The following is a 19,121-nucleotide window of genomic DNA, read 5'->3' as shown; positions in this document are numbered from 1 at the left end:
CTGTTTTGGCCATCACAGGATATCGCATGAAATTGTGGGCACACCGCGGCAGTGGAAAAGGCGCACTCGAAAACACGCTCAAAGGTTTTCAAACCGCACTGGACAACGGTTTTGATGCGGTCGAATTTGACGTGATGCTCACGGCCGATGGCCATGCTTTTGTTCACCACGACTGGGTGATGGGCCGTTGTGCGCAGTCGGTCGACCCGGCCTTGGCCGGCACCGACTCCGTCACCCGGTTCGACAGCTTGCGGGCCAGCGACTTGCGCCACTACAGCGTGGCGGGCGAACCGGTTCCCCGTTTGGTGGAGGTCTTGGACTGGTGTTTGCAACACAACATTTCCGCCAATGTGGAGCTAAAAGCCACCGACCCGGCCAATGCCCGCCAGTTGGGGCAGGTGGTGCGGCAACAGGTGGAAGCCTGCACGCTGGAGCAACAAGCCCACATCCGCCAACACTGGCTGTTTTCCAGTTTCTACCATGCCAGCTTGTTGCCCTTGCAGGGTTTGACCTTGGCGGTTCTCTACGAGGCATTTCCGGATGATTGGGTGTTGCATGCCGATGCGCTGGGTGCCCAGGCCGTGCACTTGCATTGGTCGGCAGTGGATGCCACGGTGGTACGCCGCATTCACACCTCAGGTCGGCAGGTGCGGGTTTACACGGTGAATGATGAGGACACTTTGCGGACCTTGGCGGCGCTGGGTGTGGATGGCGCCTTCACAGATCGAATGGCGTTTGGCAGGCACTCTTTTTAAGCCGCGCCCCGTATAATCACTGCCTATTCAACCATTTTCCCAGGTTTGTACCCAATGAAAGCCGCTGAGATTCGCGACAAGTTTCTGAACTTTTTTGCCTCCAAGGGCCATACCATTGTGCCCTCCAGTTCGCTGGTGCCCGGCAATGACCCCACCCTGTTGTTCACCAACAGCGGCATGGTGCAGTTCAAAGACGTATTCACCGGCAAGGACAAACGCCCCTACACGCGGGCCACGTCCAGCCAGCGCTCGGTGCGTGCCGGTGGCAAACACAACGACCTGGAGAACGTGGGCTACACCGCGCGCCACCACACCTTCTTTGAAATGCTGGGCAATTTCAGCTTCGGCGACTACTTCAAGGAAAACGCCATCCAATACGCGTGGGAATTGTTGACCAGCGTGTACAAGCTGCCCGCTGAACGCCTGTATGTCACCGTGTACCACGAGGATGACGAGGCCTACAACATCTGGAACAAGCAGGTGGGTGTGCCGGCTGAACGCATCATCCGCATTGGCGACAACAAGGGTGCCCGCTACGCATCTGACAACTTCTGGCAAATGGCCGACACCGGCCCTTGCGGCCCCTGTACCGAAATTTTCTACGACCACGGCCCCGAGGTGTGGGGTGGCCCACCCGGAAGCCCCGAGGAAGATGGCGACCGGTACATCGAAATCTGGAACCTGGTGTTCATGCAGTTTGAGCGCACCGCCGACGGCGTGCTGCACCCGCTGCCCAAGCCCTGTGTCGACACCGGCATGGGCCTGGAACGCATTGCGGCGGTGTTGCAGCATGTGCACAGCAACTATGAAATCGACCTGTTCCAGGCGCTAATTGCTGGTGCAGCCCGTGAAGTGAATGCGCAAGGCAATGCTGTTGAACTGAACAACAACAGCCTGAAGGTCATTGCTGACCACATTCGCGCCTGTTCCTTTTTGGTGGTGGATGGGGTTATTCCCGGCAATGAAGGCCGCGGCTATGTGCTGCGCCGCATTGTTCGCCGCGCCATTCGCCATGGCTACAAGCTGGGTTGCCGCAAGCCATTCTTCAACGCACTGGTGCCCGACCTGGTTGCGCAAATGGGCGAGGCCTATCCCGAGTTGGCCAAATCGGCAGCGCAAGTGCAAAACATTCTGAAAGCCGAAGAAGAGCGCTTCTTTGAAACCATTGAAAACGGCATGAGCATTCTGGATGCAGCCTTGGGCGCGTTGCCCAAGAATGGTGTGCTCGACGGTGAAACCGCCTTCAAGCTGCACGACACCTATGGCTTCCCCTTGGACCTCACTGCCGACGTTTGCCGCGAGCGCGACATGAGCGTGGACGAAGCCGCATTTGATGCCGCCATGGACAAGCAAAAACAGCAGGCCCGCGCCGCTGGCAAGTTCAAGATGGATGCTGACTTGGCCTACAGTGGCGTGCCCACCGAGTTCAAAGGCTACGAGCAGCTGGATGTGGCCAACGCCCGCATCACCGCCATCTATGTGAATGGCAGCGCTGTGGACAGTATTTCTGCGGGCCAGCAAGGCGTGATTGTGTTGGACCAAACACCGTTCTACGCTGAAAGCGGTGGCCAGGTGGGCGATCAAGGTGAAATCTCCAGCGGTGCAGCCTGCCTCAACCTGTTCCGTGTTGAAGACACCCAAAAAATTCAAGCCAGCGTGTTTGGCCACCATGGTGAGTTGGTGACTGGCGAACTGAAAGTCGGCGATGCTGTTGGCGCGCAAGTGGACCAGTACAAGCGTGGCCGTACCATACGCAACCACAGTGCCACCCACCTCATGCACAAAGCCCTGCGCGACGTGTTGGGCGAGCACGTCAGCCAGAAAGGTTCGCTGGTGGATGCCGACAAAACCCGTTTCGACTTTGCGCACCACAGCCCCATGACCGCCGAGGAAATTGCAGCGGTAGAGCGCAAGGTGAATGATGAAATTCTGGCCAACGTACAGGCCAGTGCCCGCGTGATGGACATTGAAAGCGCCAAGGCCGCGGGTGCGATGATGCTGTTTGGCGAGAAGTACGGCGACACCGTGCGGGTGCTGGACATTGGCTCATCCCGCGAGCTTTGCGGTGGAACGCACGTGCAGCGCACTGGCGACATTGGTTTGTTCAAGATCACCAGTGAAAGCGGTGTGGCCGCGGGTATTCGCCGGGTGGAGGCCACCACCGGTTTGGGTGCGCTGGCGTTTGCCCAAGCCACGCAGGCCCAAATGGACGCCATTGCCCAAAGCCTGCGGGTACCAGCCTTTGAGGCCACCGCCAAGATTGCCCAAATGCTGGACCAGGTGAAAAGCCTGGAAAAGGAACTGGACCGCTTGAAGAGCAAGTTGGCGGCCAGCCAGGGCGACGACCTGGCCAGCCAGGCGGTGGACGTGGCCGGTATCCAGGTGCTGGCTGCAGCGCTGGAAGGTGCTGATGTGAAGCAACTGCGCGAAACTGCCGACAAGCTGCGCGACAAGCTGGGCAATGCGGCTTTGGTGCTGGCCACCGTGGCCGATGGCAAGGTCAGCCTCATTGCCTCGGTCAGCAAAGACGCCTCCGCCAAAGTCAAGGCTGGCGACCTCGTGAACTTTGTGGCCCAGCAGGTGGGTGGCAAGGGCGGTGGTCGCCCCGACATGGCCCAGGCGGGTGGCACACAGCCCGAGAATCTGCCCGCAGCGTTGGCCGGCGTGGTGGATTGGGTCAAGTCCAAGGTTTAAGGCGGACCCCACGTTTTCTTCACTCGACCTCAAACCCCTTAGGCGGTATGCACCATGAGCACACTTCAATACCGGTTTTGCCCTCAGTGCGCGCAGCCGCTTGAGCAGCGCGACCATGGTGGGGCACCGCGCATGGTGTGCACCGCTGAGCCCTGCGGCTTTGTACAGTGGGGTAACCCGGTGCCAGTGGTGGCTGCTTTGGTGGAGTACCAAGGGAAAATCCTGCTGGCGCGCAATGCGGGTTGGCCGGCAGAATTTTACGCGCTGATCACCGGCTTTCTGGAACGCAACGAGTCGCCCGAAGAAGGTGTGGCCCGGGAGTTGAAAGAAGAAACGAATCTGGATGCCGTGGAAACAAGCCTCATCGGTGTCTACCCTTTTCAACGGAAAAATGAGGTCATCATGGCTTACCACGTGAAGGCCGAGGGTGAAGTCAGCCTGTCGGAAGAGTTGGTGGCTTACAAGTTGATTGAGCCTGCCAAACTGCGGCCTTGGCGCATGGGTACCGGCTTGGCCATGGCGCATTGGATGCAGGCCCGTGGTCTGGAAGTCCAGTGGCTTGAATTTTGAACACCGAACTGAATTGCAGGAGTGTCCCATGAATGCAGACCGTGAAATTGATGCCAGTGGCCTGAATTGCCCACTGCCCATTCTTCGCACCAAAAAAGCCTTGGCCGATATGCAAAGCGGTCAGGTGTTGAAGGTGCTGGCCACCGATCCGGGTGCCGTGCGCGACTTTGCCATGTTTGCCAAACAGACTGGCAATGAGCTGCTTGATCAGCAGGAGCAAGCTGGCACTTTTGTGTTTTTCATGAAACGTCGCTAATCCCCAAGGTTGTCATTGAGCGTCCTGCTGGCCAAACCCGCACTGCCCAAACACTGGGTGCTGGACGCCAATGTTCTGTTTTCAGACTGGTGCCGTGCGCTGCTGCTGGAGTTGGCCCAGCGACATGGGGCAACGCTCCATTGGACGCCCGTCATTGAAAATGAATGCTTCCGCAATCTGGTCAGGCTTCAGCGCCTGTCCGAAGCCGACGGCATTGCCCATCGTGCCGCTCTGCCAACCGTCATGTCGGCACAGGTGTTGACGGATGATTACACCGCCTGCGTGGCCGATGTGAAATGCGTGGACGAGAAGGACCGCCATGTTGCTGCAGCGGCCTTGCATTTGAAACACCGTCTGGCGCAGCCAGTGGCTGTGGTCACCTGGAATATTCGTGATTTTCCCCGAAAGAACCTGTTGAAGTTGGGGGTGGTGCGGTACACGCCAGACGAGGTGCTGTTGGATATCTGTCCAGAGCCCTCCCTGCTGCTGGATCTGTTGCAGGCAAGCCTGGGGCGACTGGCGGTTATTCTGCAGCAGTTACCGGTTCATGAGCCGAGTCCCCACCGGCAGCAGGGGCGTCCTGCCCCGGAAACCCCTGCGCAGTGGCTTGATTTTCTGGATCGCAACCGGTTGCACCGAACAGCCCGGTGTCTTCAGCGATTCAACAGTGGTTTCCCCAAAACGGGTGGGCGTCTTTTGGGTCAATGACGCGTAACATACATTCAAATTTTCACCAAAAGACACGACACATGCACAGGCTGGTGTACACGTCAACGCAGGCGGTACCTTTAAATCCGGAGGATTTTGAGCGCCTGTGTGAGCAGGCATCCTCCAGGAACCAACGCTTGGGCCTGTCGGGGATTCTGTTGTTCAACGGCCAGGAGTTTCTGCAGTGTCTGGAGGGTGATCACGCCCAAATCACCGAGGTGTTCAAGCCCATCACCCAAGACAGTCGCCATCGAGACATTCAGATTCATTGCTTTGGCCCGGTGGCTGATCGGCTTTTCACAGGCTGGGGCATGCAGGGCATTCATTTGGGGCCCAATCGACCCGCATCGGAAGCCAAAACAGCGTTTGATTACCTGGATGCCCAGCTTCACCGGTCTTGGCAGTCCTTGGGGGCTGGCGTGTTGAATGTGGTGATGGAATACGGCCAGGTGAAAGCAGAAATGGAAAAAGCCCCCCAGCGGAGGGCTTTGCTCTCTGACCACGGGGGCTGAGCCGGTTCGCGGTCAGCCCAGTTTGGCCATCTGCTCTTCCAATTTGCCTTTCAGTTCTGCAAAGTCTTTCAGTCGGGCATTTTCCTGATCCACCACAGCCTGCGGCGCTTTGGCAACAAACGCTTGGTTACCCAGCTTGCCTTGGCACTTGGCGATCTCAATCGTCAGTTTGTCGATTTCTTTGGCCAGTCGCTTGCGCTCGGCGTCCACGTCAATTTCCACATGCAGCATCAGCTTCACGCCACCCACGATTTGGACTGGCGCGGGCGATCCTTCGGGCAATGAGCGCACCACGTTCACAGCACTGATTTTGCCCAATGCCATGAGTGCACCGGCAATCTGGTTCAGGAAGGTTTCCTGGGCGGCATCGCCTTCAAAACTGGCAAACAGGGGTACTTTGTCGGCGGGGCTCAGACCCATGTCGCCGCGCAGTGCACGCACGGCATCCACTGCCGCCTTCAATGCGGCCACATGGGCTTCAGCCTGCTCGTCAATGCGCGATGGCACGCACTGTGGGTAGGCTTGATTCATCAGGCTGGCTGGTTGACCGGCCTCACGGCGGCCAGCCACCACACTCACCGTTTGCCACAGTTCCTCCGTGATGAACGGAATGATGGGGTGTGCCAGTCGCAGAATGGTCTCCAACACGCGCACCAGGGTGCGGCGTGTGGCCCGCTGCTGGGCGGGAGAGCCGTTGGCGATTTGCACCTTGGCAATTTCCAGGTACCAATCGCAGTATTCGTCCCACACAAATTGGTAAATGTGTTGTGCAATCAGGTCGAAGCGATAGGTTTCAAAAGCTGTTGCCACATCGGCTTCTACCCGTTGCAACTGGCTGGTAATCCAGCGGTCTACCTGGGAAAAGTCCAAATAGCCGCCTGGGGTGCAGGCGTCGGCATCATGGTCGCTCAGTCCGCAGTCCTGGCCCTCGGTGTTCATCAGCACAAAGCGGGTGGCATTCCACAGCTTGTTGCAGAAATTGCGATAACCGTCACAGCGCTTCTGGTCGAAGTTGATGTTGCGTCCCAGGGTGGCCAGGCTGGCGAAGGTGAAGCGCAGCGCATCGGCACCGTAGGCGGGAATGCCGTCTGGAAACTCTTTGCGGGTGCGTTTTTCAATCTTGGGGGCGTCTTGGGGTTTGCTCAAGCCGGTGGTGCGTTTTTCCAACAAGGTTTCAAGGCTGCAGCCATCGATCAAATCCACCGGGTCCAGCGTATTGCCCACTGACTTGCTCATTTTTTTGCCTTCAGCATCCCGAACCAACCCGTGTACGTACACGGTCTTGAAGGGCACTTGGCCGGTGAAGTGCGTCGTCATCATGATCATCCGGGCAACCCAGAAGAAAATGATGTCAAAACCGGTGACCAGCACCGATGAGGGCATGAAGTGCTTCAATTCCGGTGTTTGCTCGGGCCAACCCAAGGTGGAGAAGGGCACCAGGGCTGAGCTGAACCAGGTGTCTAGTACATCTTCATCCCGCCTCAAGCGACCGGTATAGCCTGCTCGGGTGGCCTGAGCCTGGGCTTCTGCTTCTGTGCGGCCCACGAAAATCTGACCGTTGTCGCCATACCATGCAGGAATTTGATGCCCCCACCACAGTTGGCGGGAAATACACCAGTCCTGAATGTTGTTCAGCCACTGGTTGTATGTGTTCACCCACTGCTCGGGCACAAACTTCACTTCACCGCTGGCCACTGCATCCATGGCTTTTTGGGTGATGCTTTTGCCAGTGGGGTCGTTCTCGCCCACCTTGCTCATGGCCACAAACCATTGGTCGGTCAACATGGGTTCAATCACGGCTTTGGTTCGGTCGCCTTTGGGCACCATGAGCGTGTGTTTTTTAACATGCCCCATCAGGCCTTGCGCTTGCAGGTCTTCCACAATTTTTGCACGGGCCACAAAACGATCCAGACCTTGGTAAGCGGGCGGTCCGTTTTCATTCACCTTTGCATCCAGTGTCAGGATGTTGATCATCGGCAAGCCATGGCGCTGGCCCACCGCGTAGTCATTGAAGTCGTGCGCCGGGGTCACTTTGACCACGCCCGTGCCAAATGCCTTGTCCACGTATTCATCGGCGATGATCGGCAATTCGCGGTTGCACAGTGGCAAGGTAACCTTTTTGCCAATCAGGTGCTGGTAGCGTTCGTCCTCGGGGTGCACCATGACCGCAGTGTCGCCCAGCATGGTTTCGGGGCGGGTGGTGGCCACGGTCAGGTGGGTCAGGCCCTTGACCGGGTCCGCCTCCACCAGTGGATAATGGATTTCCCACAAGCTGCCTTCAGTCTCCACGCTCTCCACTTCCAGGTCCGACACGGCGGTATTGAGCACGGGGTCCCAGTTCACCAAACGTTGGCCCCTGTAAATCAGGCCCTGTTCGTACAAGCGGACAAATACCTCGGTCACTGCTTTGGAGCAGGTGCCGTCCATGGTGAAGTATTCTCGACTCCAGTCCACACTGGCACCCATGCGCCGCATCTGCTGGGCAATCGTGCCGCCGGATTTTTCCTTCCACTCCCACACCTTTTCGACAAACTGTTCACGGCCCAGGTCATGTCGGGTAATGTTCTGTGCGGCCAATTGGCGTTCCACCACAATCTGCGTGGCAATCCCGGCATGGTCGGTGCCCGGTTGCCACAGGGTGTTGTAACCCTTCATGCGGTGATAGCGGGTCAGGCCATCCATGATGGTCTGGTTAAACGCATGGCCCATGTGCAGCGTGCCGGTCACATTGGGTGGTGGCAGTTGGATGCAGAAGTCTGGCTTGCCATCGTCTGTGGTGGACTTGGCCAGTCCACGGTTCTCCCATTCAGGGCCCCAGCAGGCTTCGATGGCGGCGGGGTCAAAACTTTTGGCGAGTTCAGTCATGGTTAGCACTGCGTCATGCAGACAAATCAATTGGATGGGGCCTGATTATACCGGGCTGATGCGCTCAGTCGCGTGCTGGCCTGTCGACCCCGATGCCTGACCTTGACTAAATGTTTAAGCCTGTAATCTGAAGCGTGAAACATTGTCTTTTCCCCAAATTGGAGGTCCCTCCAAAGGGTCACAATCCGATCATTGTCATTTCATGTCCATGCTCGCGGGGTCAACATGCTCAAGTCCATCAGCGCCAAATTCAGCGCCAGTCTCGTCACAGTCATCATGCTGGGCACCCTCATGGGCGTGCTGGGCATCTACAACAGCCACTCCATCATGGAGGCCAACGCGCAAAATGAATTCACCCATGTGGTGATTGAGTCTGTGGGTGGTGTGCGTGAAAACCTCTTCAACATTGAAACCGGTGAACGCGGTTTTTTGTTGCGTGGCGATGAAAGTTATCTCCAGCCCTACCAGGATGGCAAAGTCCAGGTGCAAGCCTATTTGGAGAAGGCCGAAAAACTGACTGGGCACAACCCATTGGTTACTGCAAAACTAAAAGAGTTTTCGGCCGAGTATGGCCGCTGGATGAGTGAGGTGATTGAGCCGATGATTGCTGTCAAGCGTCAGCAGATTGCGGGCACCATCACCCAGGCCCAGTTTGATGCGGAATTGAAATCACGCCCCAGCAAACCCAAAATGGATGCGATGCGCGCTGTGTTGGCCGACGTTGAAAAGGAAGAGGTTCGTCTCTTGGGCCTGCGCAAAGAGGCTGCCCAATCCACGTACGAACAGTCCATCTGGATTGCGGCCGGCATTACCATTTTCGCCTTGGTGGTGGGTTTGGGTTTGAACTTTGTGATTGCCCGCTTTTTCAAACACAAGGTGGGCATCGCCTCAGGGGTTCTGCAGGCCCTGGCCGAAGGTAAGCTCAATTCACGTTTCCAGATCCAGGGTGACGATGAAATCGACCGCTTGTTGGCTGATCTGAGCAAAGCCCAGAACAATCTGCAAAATCTGATCGGTGAAATTCGAAGCTCAGCAGTGGATATCACCGGCAGCTCCAACGAGGTGCTGGGTGCGTCGGATGAAATGGCCCGCGCAGCCACCGAACAGGCCGATGCAACAGCTTCCATGGCTGCCGCGGTGGAGGAGTTGACCGTCAGCATTGGACAAATCACAGAAAACTCGGGCGAAGCATCGCAAACAGCCTTGCAAGCCAAGCGCTCAGCCGACGGTGGCATGCAAACCCTGGGGCAGGTGGTGAACAACATTCGGCAAATCGCCAATTCGGTACAAACCAGTGCGCAGGCTGTTCGCTCCATGGAACAGCAATCCAGCGAAATTTCCGAAATTGTGTCCACCATCACTGAAATTGCTGAGAAAACCAACTTGCTGGCCTTGAACGCAGCCATTGAAGCCGCTCGGGCTGGCGAAAGTGGTCGTGGTTTTGCGGTGGTGGCCGACGAAGTACGCAAGCTGGCCGAGCAAACCAAAGGATCCACAGACCGAATCTCCGGCATGGTCAATCAGATCCAGAGCATCACCCGTGACGCATCAAACTCCATGGAGTCTTCTGTCGAACTGGTGGAGCAGGGTATTGCCCAAGCCGACACCGTGTCCAGCGCGATTGCCCAGATCAAGTCCGATGCCGACCGCGTCAGCGATGCCATCGCGGCCATCTCCGTGTCGATGAAAGAGCAAAGCAATGTCAGTGTGGAAATCAGCCGGAACGTGGAGCGTGTTGCCCAAATGACGGAGGAAAATACCGCGGCCATTTCCCTGAACAAGGACCGCTCGAGCCGGATTTCGCAACTCGCCGGCGAGTTGCAACGGTCGGTGGGTCAATTCACGGTTTGATTATTTGCCCAAGGCATTGAGTACGATTTTTTCAAACTCCGCCATCAATTGGGGCTTGATTCGCAGCAAGGCCCGCTCAAATAATTCTGGCAATTGGGCCCGCAAAATTTCAATCTGCGGGTCAGACAGGGCACCGAGCCGAACGCCGGTGCTCTGCTCTATTTCTTGAAGGCCGCTTTCAATGACTTCGGTCAACAACGGTGGGCCGCCGTCAAACTGCTCTCCCATGGGTCATGCTCCTGCACGGTCAAAGGTATTCAGTGGGTATCCACGGTCCTTGTAGAACTTGTAACGCTGCCGAGCCAAGGCCTTGTGGTCTTCGTCCAGGCCAACGATTTCGACCAGGCGTTCGAATCGGGAAAAAAATGGCGGCCACTGCTCATCCAGGTTGATGAGCAAGTCGTGATGCACCACGTCGTCGGCTTTGTCGGTCAGCACAATCGGCGTCTCGGTAATGCCAGGGTGACCCGTGACCACATGGGGCAAAAAATCCTCATCGGAAAAAGTCCACATCAACTGGTCCAACTGCTCCAGCACCTCGGGGCGGGTGCTGAAACAAACCACTCTGAGCCCACTGCCATGGGCCTTGCGAACCAGTCGACAGGTGTACAGCAGGTGGTCGGCCACGTTGAGATGAAAGTCGATTCTGGTCACGGCTGGCGATTCCTCTGCTTCAACCTTTTGCGCGACCCATGACAAATTCCGTCAGCAGGGGCACCGGACGACCACTGGCGCCCTTGGCCTTGCCAGAGTGCCAGGCTGTGCCAGCGATATCCAGGTGCGCCCAGTCATAGGCTTTGGTGTATTTCTGCAAAAAACAAGCGGCAGTGACACTACCGGCGGGTGGCCCACCGATGTTGGCCATGTCTGCGAAGTTGCTTTTCAGCTGCTCGTGATATTCCTCGTCCAGCGGCATGCGCCAGGCGGTGTCCAGCGCGCGCTTGCCAGCGTCCAGCAGTTCATCGGCGAGGTCATCTTGCGGACTGTACAAACCGCTATTGATGTGGCCCAGGGCCACAATGCAGGCACCAGTCAAGGTGGCCACATCCACCACTGCGGCCGGGTTAAAGCGTTCCACATAGGTCAACGCGTCACACAGGATCAGGCGGCCTTCGGCGTCGGTATTCAAAATTTCGATGGTTTGGCCACTCATGGACACCACAATGTCACCGGGTTTGCTGGCGTTGCCGGCGGGCATGTTCTCTGCCGTGGGCACCACCACCACCAGGTTGATTGGCAACTTCAGTTCAGCCACCGCTTTCATGGTGCCCAGCACGCTGGCAGCACCGCACATGTCGTATTTCATTTCATCCATGTTGGCACCGGGCTTGAGTGAAATCCCGCCGGTGTCAAATGTGATGCCCTTGCCCACCAGCACCACCGGTGCTTCCTTGGGGTTTTTGGCGCCCGTGTACTTCAACACGATCAGTTTGGGTGGTTCGCTGGAGGCTTTGCCCACCGACAAAAGGCTGAACATGCCCAGGCTTTCCATCTTTTTGTGGTCCAGCACATCCACGTCCAACTTGTGCTGTTTGGCCATGGCCTTGGCGGTCTCGGCGAGGTAGTTGGGCGTGCAGATATTGCCGGGCAGGTTGCCAAGGTCTTTGGCCAGTTGCATGCCCGTGCCCACCGCCACACCAATCCGTACCCCCTTGTCGACCGCTTTCTCTGTTGATTTGGTGGCGGCCAATTCAAAGGCAGGCAGTACCGCAGGCTCTTCATCCTGTTTGCGGCAGGCCGTGAATGTGTAGAAGTGCTCGATGATGGTGCGCGCGCAGAGGCTGGCTGCCTCTTCATCATCGCCACCGTTCGGCAGTTCCTGGTTCAGTGCAAAAAACACCTTCCCCGGTTTTAGGCCTTTGACCGCGCTACACGCGGCATCGGTGGCTTTTCGAAGGGCTTTGGCCGTCAGCTTTTCAACATCGTCCAACCCCACCAGCACATAAGCGGCCACGCCGGCATTGCTACCGGTGTTCAACACGGTTCTCAGGCTGCCGGCTTTGCCCAATTGGGGGTCCAGCTTGCAGGCAGCGGAAATCAAACCATCGGTGTCCACGTCCGCACGCTTGGCAGCCGCGCTCAGGGTACCGTCTTTCAACACCGCCACCACCGCGACATCGGTGCCTTTGCCGGGCACCGGGTTGCCTGAGCTCACCTTGACCGTGGCACCGCTGCCGGCTTTGAAACTGAACATCGGCGGTGGCGTGGTTTTGCTGCTCGGCGTGCTTTTTTTTGTGGTGGCTGTTTTGACGGCTCCAGTCTTGACGGCTTTGCCTCGGGGGTTGGTGGGTGTGTTCACTGTCATGGGAATTCCTTTCCTCCAAATGGGCTGCAGGCAGTCGCAACCGGATCGGTGTCTATTTTAAGCGGGTCTGCAGCCATCAAAAACAATTGCATGAGACAATCTACCATTATTCAAACCCCGGAAAGGCGCGCGTGGGCGTTGCCTGCCACGCATGCTGTTTCGATCGTCCTTTCGAAAAGATTTCGCGCAAACAGCGGGTGCCACTTTTGTGGCCCTGTTCACCATCATTGTCACCACCGTGCTGGTTCGCACCCTGGGGCAGGCGGCCGGCGGTACGGTGGACAATGCGGAAGTCTTCATGCTCATTTTGTTGGGCGGCTTGCAGTACTTGCCAGCGGCACTGGTTATTACGGTGTTCATCGCCGTGATGGGCGTGGTGTCCCGCGCTTTCAAGGAGCAGGAAATGACCGCCTGGTTTGCATCGGGTCTGTCGCTGCATTCCCTGATTCGACCCGTGATCCGGTTTGCGATTCCGTTGACCGTGCTGGCCTTGGCGTGTTCCGTGTGGCTAACCCCTTGGGCCAAGGCCGAGCTGGACGCTGCAAAAGACCGGTTTGCCAAGCGCAGCGATGTCAGCAAGGTGAGTGCGGGTCAATTCCGAGAGTCGGGCGATGCAAACCGTGTGTTTTTTGTCGAGCGGCAATCGGAGCTCACCAAGCAGGTTGAAAACGTATTTGTGGTCGACGCCAAGGGTGAAAACCGCACCATCGTGTCGGCTTCGCGGGGAAAGGTTGAAATCGATGCTGACGGACAACCCTACCTTGTTCTCAGTGAAGGCCGCCGGTTTGCACTGGATGGCACCGGCAAGCGCTTCACCAGCACAGAATTCGAAACCTACGGCGTGGCCATTGACAACACCCTGGGCGCCGCACCCAGTTACCAGCTCCAACATCGCCGAGTGGACTACCTTATTGCCGACACCTCGCTACCCGCGCGGGCTGAATTGCTGTGGCGCATTAGCTTGCCCCTGTCTGCGCTGGTTTTGGGTTTGCTCGCCATTCCGCTGGCTTTTGTCAATCCGCGTGGGGGCCAGTCCCTCAACCAGGTTTTCGCCCTGTTGATTTACCTTACCTACAGCAATGTGGTCTCAGTGACACAAAGCATGGTGAGCAAAGGCAAGCTGGACTTCTGGCTGGCACTGGCCTTGCCACACCTGGCTGTACTGCTGCTGTTTTGGTTCTTGCTGGTTCGCCGAAACCGTCCCGCTGGTGCCGCCTGGTTCCGGCGTCCGGCGTCTGCCAAACTGCAGTTGGATGATGTGGTGGGCAATCAGGAGATCAAGCCATGAACTTGAACCAGATGGCCGACCAGTCATTCAAAGTGCCCAAGTCCATCCTGCGCTATTTCCGCCGAGAACTGTACAAGTCCATCAGCTTCGTGATGGTGGCTTTTGTGGGGTTGTTTGCATTCTTCGACCTGATTGCCGAGGTGGACCGTTTAAGCCAACCCGGCACCAGCTGGCTGTACTACACGGTGGCGATTTTTCTGGGTTTGCCGGCACGCGTATACGAAATAGCACCGATTGCCGCCCTCATCGGTTCCATCTATGCGTTGGTGCAGTTGGCAGCCAGCAGCGAATTAACTGCCATGCGGGCTGCCGGCATGAGTACTCTCATGATGCTCAAACTCATCATTCGGATTGCTTCGGGCGTGGTGTTGCTCACGGTGCTGTTTGGTGAAGGTGTTGCGCCCGCGGCCGAGCGTGCAGCGGTGCCCATGCGCGCCAAGGCATTGGGCTTTGAGGTGGATCGGGATTTTCGCAGTGGGTATTGGTTGCGGGACACCGACCAGTCACCGGAAACGGGCACCCGCGTTCGGTTTGTCAATTTTGGTGGCTTTGACCGTGATGGCGATCTGAAGCAAGTGGAATATTACGAAATGGATGCCGAAAACCGCATCCGCCAATGGGTGCGGGCAGCGTCAGCCAGTTACAACAATGACACAAGGGACTGGACGCTATCCGGTGTGCGCATTCAACGCTACTTTGATACAGCGGTGCCCAACGACCGCGCTGCCAAAGCAGGGCTGACTATTCAAGCCTCGTCAGTGCAAACCCTAGATACACTGCGATGGAAATCCAATCTGGCGCCAGAGCTGTTGACAGGCTTGTTTGTTCGGCCAGACCGCATGAGCGCCTGGCAGCTTTACAACTATTCCCGCTTTCTCAAAAGCAATCAACAAGCCACCGACAACATCGATCTGGCCTTCGCCAAAAAAGTGATGTATCCGTTTGCCATCCTCATCATGATGATGATCTCGCTGCCGTTTGCTTACCTGCATTTCCGCTCCGGTGGCGTCAGCGTCAAGGTGTTCGTCGGCATCATGATTGGCGTGGGTTTTCACCTGGTCAACAACCTGTTTTCCCACCTCAGCATGGTGGCGAGTCTGCCCCCTTTCCTCAGCGCAAGCATGCCCACCGTGATTGGTTTTGTATTGGGCATGGGTTCCTTGTGGTGGGTTTCCCAGCCGGCACCTTGGCGCCTGGTTGAACGTTTGTTCAACAAGCGCCCTGCGAACGTTTCAACCCGATAATGCCATGACGACAAACACCAATCCTGCCATCGTATTGTTCGGTCACGGCGCCCGTGATCCACAGTGGGCTGAGCCCATGAAGCATTTGCAACAGATGCTGCGGGAGCGCTGCCCAGGCGCCCTGGTTGAGCTTGCATTCCTTGAGCTCATGGCACCATCATTGCCAGACTGTGTTCAGCAACTGGCAGAGCATGGGGCCACGCAGATCCAGATCGTACCGATTTTTTTCGGCAAAGGTGGACACCTCAAAAATGACTTTCCCGCATTGCTGGCCACGCTGAATCAGCAGCACCCGGCATTGCAGATCACAGCCACGGCTGCAGTGGGTCAATGGGATGCAGTCTGGCTCGCCATTGCAGACGAAATCATGCTTCAAACGTCCGCCGCTGGTCCTTTATCGCATCCAGCTCCCTGATCTTCAAATCCGGCAGGCAATCTGTTTCCCAATCCAGTTGTTGGTTGCTGATCCGGGCAATCAGATCGGGCAGTCCTTTGACGGATTGTGGCGAAATGCCTTTGTCCATCATCCACGCTTTGGTGGGTTCATCGCGGGGTGTCAGTGTGGTGATTCGCTCATCGGCTGTCATCTTGAATGCCACACAAAGGCCATTGAATTGCACATTGCCCATTTTGTCTGGTTTGAAGTAGCCACCGTACTGTGCAATGCCACAGTTGAGCTGCAAGCCGTTGGGCCACATCAAGCGGGCATGTTTGCAAATGTCCTTTTCCATCGTCCACGCCGCATAAAATCCGTTGAGGTTACTGAAGTGGTGGATGCAATTGGTTTGTTGGGTGAAGTTCAGCGGAAATGAGGTCACGTAATCTGGCCCGCCGTCGGTTGGATGAATGACAAACACGCTCAGGGTGAGCCCACCTGCCCCATTACGTCCGGTTCCCAGCAGGTGTTGGAGCGAGCCGGATGCATCCAGCGGCTTGACCGGATTTTCCAGCCCTCGCAGAGCGCTGCGCCACCCCGCGAAATACAGTTCATGGCGCACAAGGCTGGCCTTGCTGCGGTCGGCCGGAAATGTTTTGATGGTGCAATGGCCGTGTGGCATCAGCACGCCAGTGGGCGTTTGAGTGGCGTGATCCACCAAAGCGATGGTCAATCCCGAGGCATGCATCACCGTTTGTTCAAGGCCCGCCATGTCATGAACCTCATCGGGTTGTCGCAGCAGAAAGCCGCCGCTCAGCATCATAATATCGCCCTGGCGATCCAGCCGATACAGATGCCCAACGCCGCGTCCATTGGCCTTGAAATAGCCTTTGAACTGCATCACCGCACTGCCCACATTGACCACAAACCCTTCAAAGCCATGGGGTGGTGAGCCCTCATCGGCATCATGAACATGCGGTTTGAATTGCAGGGCGATGTCCGGATTGGTCTCCAGGATTTCAGCCATCAGTGGAATGGCCTCCATGGGCATGGTGTGGCCATCCCGTTGCTGGCGCAGCGCAAGAGGTTGCGCCAGCACACCGGGTATGTTGAGTTGTCCATCATGCAGCAGGGCCCCGGCTGCGTTCAGCTTGCCTTGCCATGCATACCGAAGCCCGTCCTGTGCAAGGAGCAAGCATTCGTCCCCAAACTGCTGGTGTTCGAAGTCGAATTCACGCAGGCAATGCGCAGCCTGCAGTTGAGTGCCGCCCAAATACGGCAGTTCTGTCGTGATCAACGTGCCCTTTGTTTGCAAGCGCCCAACATGTTCAGGCTGGGAAAGTTCCTGCAGCGGCGTTGTGTTTTCACTGGTTACCTGATAGCTGTGACTCACCTTGAACAAGCCGGTTCGTGTTTCAACCCGGCACACACTGGGTTTCCCTTGATCAATCTGGATGCAAAAACAGGGTGTTTTTTCTCCGGCCAGCAGCCAAATTTCGCCTTGCTGCAAGGCCATGAGCCCCTCGGCCGGGTTTCGGGCTCGCAACATCGCCTGCTCATCAACGGTCCCCACCGCTTGAACGATATTGTCGGGCGTGGGCGTGTGGCCTGTGAGCTGTTGGATCAGCGGCGTGGCTTTGTCGAGCCATTCACGTTGCGTGGGTGTCAGGTGCTTCATTTGCGTCATCAGGCGCTGATCAGCACTCGTGTGGATTTCTCGTCCCTGGATGCTGACCTGCCCTTGGTCGCTCCAGAATATGCGGTGACGTCGATTGGGTTTGTCCGGAAAGGTGGTGTGTATCCAAGTGGGGCCGTCTCGCAGGCAGAAGTGTACTTTCGCCCCGGTGCTGGATGTCTTGATTTGCCCACGCAGTGCATCTTCGCTCCACACCACGGGTTCGGCATGGTCCAGCAACTGAAGCCGATAGGTGTTGCCTTGTTGAACCAGGGCATGTTTCAGCAAGGGCGGCAATGGCTGGTTGGCCAGTGTTTGAAAGCTCCAGGTGCTCATGTTGTGCAAAAATGCAGCTTCAAACCACATCTCATCAGAGCACGCTAGGTTCTTGTTGCTCACCACTTGGTGCATTTGCTCGGCCAGCACGCCCAGGCGTTGATGAAAAATCAGCGTGATCAGCAAACCATTCCAGGGCATGCGACCGAATTCGGCCTGTCTGGGCGAATGCACCTGTTGTTCGATGTGTTCAGCCAACTCCTGTAAATGTACTTTGGGCCAAGCGATGTCCCAAATCGCGGCGGGCAACGATTGACGTAATTTGCCATCTTCGAGAATCGCTTTCAGCATTGGCAGCAGGGCTTGCGTGTGCTCTGTGGCGGGGTTTCGTCGGCGATGCGTGGGAATGCGGTCCATCCAACACAACAGGCCCAAGGGCAGATCGCCATCCAGCCAGCCGAGCAGGTGGGTTGCCCGTTGCTGGTATTCAGTCTGCAAGTGCTGTTGCCAATGGGCGGCCAGCGGTCGAAGCACCTGAACAAGTTCGGATTCGGGAATGTCGCCCAGGTGTACCCAACTGTCCAGCGCTTCGAAAAAATCGGCGGGTTGAACCAGCTCAACCCGCATGGCCTGTTGACCGTGATCGCGGATGGCTTTTCGCGCCAGTGTCGGGTGTTGTTGCAGCCATGTGCGGATATCGGTCCGAAGATTCAACGCCCGGGTGCAAGCCTGATGCAGATGCTGAACATGCGCAAGGTTGTTTTCTGACTCCAGCGCATTGCCCAGCATCATCAAATCGGCGGTTCCAGTCCACTCCAACAGCCCTTGCGTTATTGACTCCGCCAGCGTGTTCTGTGCCTCGCCCTGCAAGGTGCTCAAATGGTTGAGCAAGCCGCGCCATATCCTGGCCATGGCCTCAGCCCTTGGGCCTGGCACCTCAACCGCAGTGTGTAGCAGGTGAATCAGCACATCAGTCAGTTCATTGGGGTCCGCTTTGTCGAGAAAGTGTTGAAAAATGGCTGGTTGCAAACAGACGGATCGGTCATTTTTTGAAAGGCGATAATTCAGGCGCCGAAGGCCGCCTTCCATCTGTGGGTTGAACCACAGATATCCGTGGCGATTCAGCCAAGCCAGCAGCGGCGGGCTGATCACATCGGTTTGTACCACCGAGCACTCGGCCCGACGGATCACCAGTGCACGCGATGCATTCAGCGTGTCGTAGCCCAATGTGTTGTCTCGACTGCATGTCACGTCCACACTGGAATGGCCTGGCGATGGTTGACCGTACCCCAAACTGAACACCACCCGTTTCCAGGTGTTTCCGTCTTGCGACGCGAGCCGGCTGATTCGGACCAATCGATCCAAGGTTTTGCTGTCCAACAATTCACCCCGTTTGGTGGCTTGCTGTTGAAAAAACGCGCGAATGTTTGACAACGTTTGTTGAGGCCAATCGGCCGCCATGCAATCGCCAGCGGGTATTTGCAGGTCAATGTCCTGCAGCGGGGCTGGCTCCCGGTAGGTGAATACCGATGAACCTTTGAGTGCCAGGGTTGGTATTTTGAGAAATTCGAGCAAATCCCGCAGCCGGAAACCCCGAATCGTTGACTGAGGTCCACTGCGCAAAGTCAATGCACGGTCCAACACCCCGTTGACGGGTTGGTATGGCAATCGCTGTTGGTGGGGGCGATCTCCCAGTTCAAACGCGTCAATTCGCGTGGTGGGGGCGCTTGGCGCTGTGATGGGCAT

General features: G+C 57.0%; 15 protein-coding genes. 10 read left to right on the top strand and 5 right to left on the bottom strand.

Going from position 1 to position 19,121, the window contains the following annotated elements; genetic code table 11:
• Positions 1 to 26 precede the first annotated feature (26 nt).
• The 6 genes from NQT62_RS10875 to NQT62_RS10850 are packed head-to-tail and all read left to right on the top strand — an operon-like array spanning position 27 to position 5,495.
• A complete protein-coding gene (locus tag NQT62_RS10875; protein ID WP_256764726.1) occupies positions 27 to 755 on the top strand; it encodes a glycerophosphodiester phosphodiesterase in 729 nt (242 codons plus the stop codon).
• A 54-nt stretch (positions 756 to 809) separates the two neighbouring features.
• A complete protein-coding gene (gene alaS, locus NQT62_RS10870; RefSeq protein WP_256764725.1) occupies positions 810 to 3,449 on the top strand; it encodes an alanine--tRNA ligase in 2,640 nt (879 codons plus the stop codon).
• A 54-nt stretch (positions 3,450 to 3,503) separates the two neighbouring features.
• Positions 3,504 to 4,019 carry an NUDIX domain-containing protein gene (locus NQT62_RS10865; protein WP_256764724.1) on the top strand — a complete coding sequence of 172 codons (516 nt, stop codon included), beginning with the start codon at positions 3,504 to 3,506 and terminating at the stop codon, positions 4,017 to 4,019.
• Between the two features lie 28 nt (positions 4,020 to 4,047).
• Positions 4,048 to 4,275, top strand: coding sequence for a sulfurtransferase TusA family protein (locus NQT62_RS10860; RefSeq protein WP_256764723.1), 228 nt, complete (start codon positions 4,048 to 4,050; stop codon positions 4,273 to 4,275).
• Positions 4,276 to 4,290: 15 nt separating this feature from the next.
• Positions 4,291 to 4,983, top strand: coding sequence for a PIN domain-containing protein (locus tag NQT62_RS10855; RefSeq protein WP_256764722.1), 693 nt, complete (start codon positions 4,291 to 4,293; stop codon positions 4,981 to 4,983).
• Between the two features lie 41 nt (positions 4,984 to 5,024).
• The gene (locus NQT62_RS10850; RefSeq protein ID WP_256764721.1) at positions 5,025 to 5,495 is read left to right on the top strand and encodes a BLUF domain-containing protein; all 471 of its coding nucleotides are present in this window, start codon (positions 5,025 to 5,027) and stop codon (positions 5,493 to 5,495) included.
• 12 nt (positions 5,496 to 5,507) lie between these two features.
• On the opposite strand, the gene NQT62_RS10845 is transcribed toward NQT62_RS10850, so the two are convergent.
• Entirely contained in the window at positions 5,508 to 8,360 is a 2,853-nt protein-coding gene (locus NQT62_RS10845; protein ID WP_256764720.1) for a valine--tRNA ligase, read from the bottom strand.
• A 225-nt stretch (positions 8,361 to 8,585) separates the two neighbouring features.
• Between NQT62_RS10845 and NQT62_RS10840 the strand changes: the two genes are divergently transcribed.
• Positions 8,586 to 10,211: a methyl-accepting chemotaxis protein gene (locus NQT62_RS10840; protein WP_256764719.1), complete on the top strand. Its 1,626-nt coding sequence runs from the start codon at positions 8,586 to 8,588 to the stop codon at positions 10,209 to 10,211.
• On the opposite strand, the gene NQT62_RS10835 is transcribed toward NQT62_RS10840, so the two are convergent.
• From NQT62_RS10835 to NQT62_RS10825, 3 genes are read right to left on the bottom strand one after another with little or no spacing between them, the layout of a single operon-like run.
• Positions 10,212 to 10,439: a hypothetical protein gene (locus NQT62_RS10835; RefSeq protein ID WP_256764718.1), complete on the bottom strand. Its 228-nt coding sequence runs from the start codon at positions 10,437 to 10,439 to the stop codon at positions 10,212 to 10,214. It abuts the gene before it with no gap.
• Positions 10,440 to 10,442: 3 nt separating this feature from the next.
• Entirely contained in the window at positions 10,443 to 10,865 is a 423-nt protein-coding gene (locus NQT62_RS10830) for a DNA polymerase III subunit chi (RefSeq protein ID WP_256764717.1), read from the bottom strand.
• Positions 10,866 to 10,884: 19 nt separating this feature from the next.
• Entirely contained in the window at positions 10,885 to 12,405 is a 1,521-nt protein-coding gene (locus tag NQT62_RS10825) for a leucyl aminopeptidase (protein ID WP_256764886.1), read from the bottom strand.
• Positions 12,406 to 12,667: 262 nt separating this feature from the next.
• Between NQT62_RS10825 and lptF the strand changes: the two genes are divergently transcribed.
• The 3 genes from lptF to NQT62_RS10810 are packed head-to-tail and all read left to right on the top strand — an operon-like array spanning position 12,668 to position 15,463.
• Positions 12,668 to 13,804, top strand: a complete 1,137-nt coding sequence (lptF, locus tag NQT62_RS10820; protein WP_256764716.1) for an LPS export ABC transporter permease LptF — start codon at positions 12,668 to 12,670, stop codon at positions 13,802 to 13,804.
• Positions 13,801 to 15,048 (top strand): LPS export ABC transporter permease LptG, encoded by a 1,248-nt coding sequence (gene lptG, locus NQT62_RS10815; protein ID WP_256764715.1) that lies wholly within the window; start codon positions 13,801 to 13,803, stop codon positions 15,046 to 15,048. Before lptF ends, lptG begins: the two co-directional genes overlap by 4 nt.
• 4 nt (positions 15,049 to 15,052) lie before the next feature.
• Positions 15,053 to 15,463, top strand: coding sequence for a sirohydrochlorin chelatase (locus NQT62_RS10810; protein ID WP_256764714.1), 411 nt, complete (start codon positions 15,053 to 15,055; stop codon positions 15,461 to 15,463).
• Here NQT62_RS10810 and NQT62_RS10805 read toward each other — a convergent pair.
• Positions 15,414 to 19,121, bottom strand: coding sequence for a hypothetical protein (locus tag NQT62_RS10805; RefSeq protein ID WP_256764713.1), 3,708 nt, complete (start codon positions 19,119 to 19,121; stop codon positions 15,414 to 15,416). The genes NQT62_RS10810 and NQT62_RS10805 overlap by 50 nt on opposite strands.

The organism is Limnobacter humi, from assembly GCF_024518835.1.
GTDB lineage: Bacteria > Pseudomonadota > Gammaproteobacteria > Burkholderiales > Burkholderiaceae_B > Limnobacter > Limnobacter humi.
The sequence above is the reverse complement of the archived record's forward strand: the minus strand, read 5'-3'. Positions and strand labels throughout refer to the sequence as shown.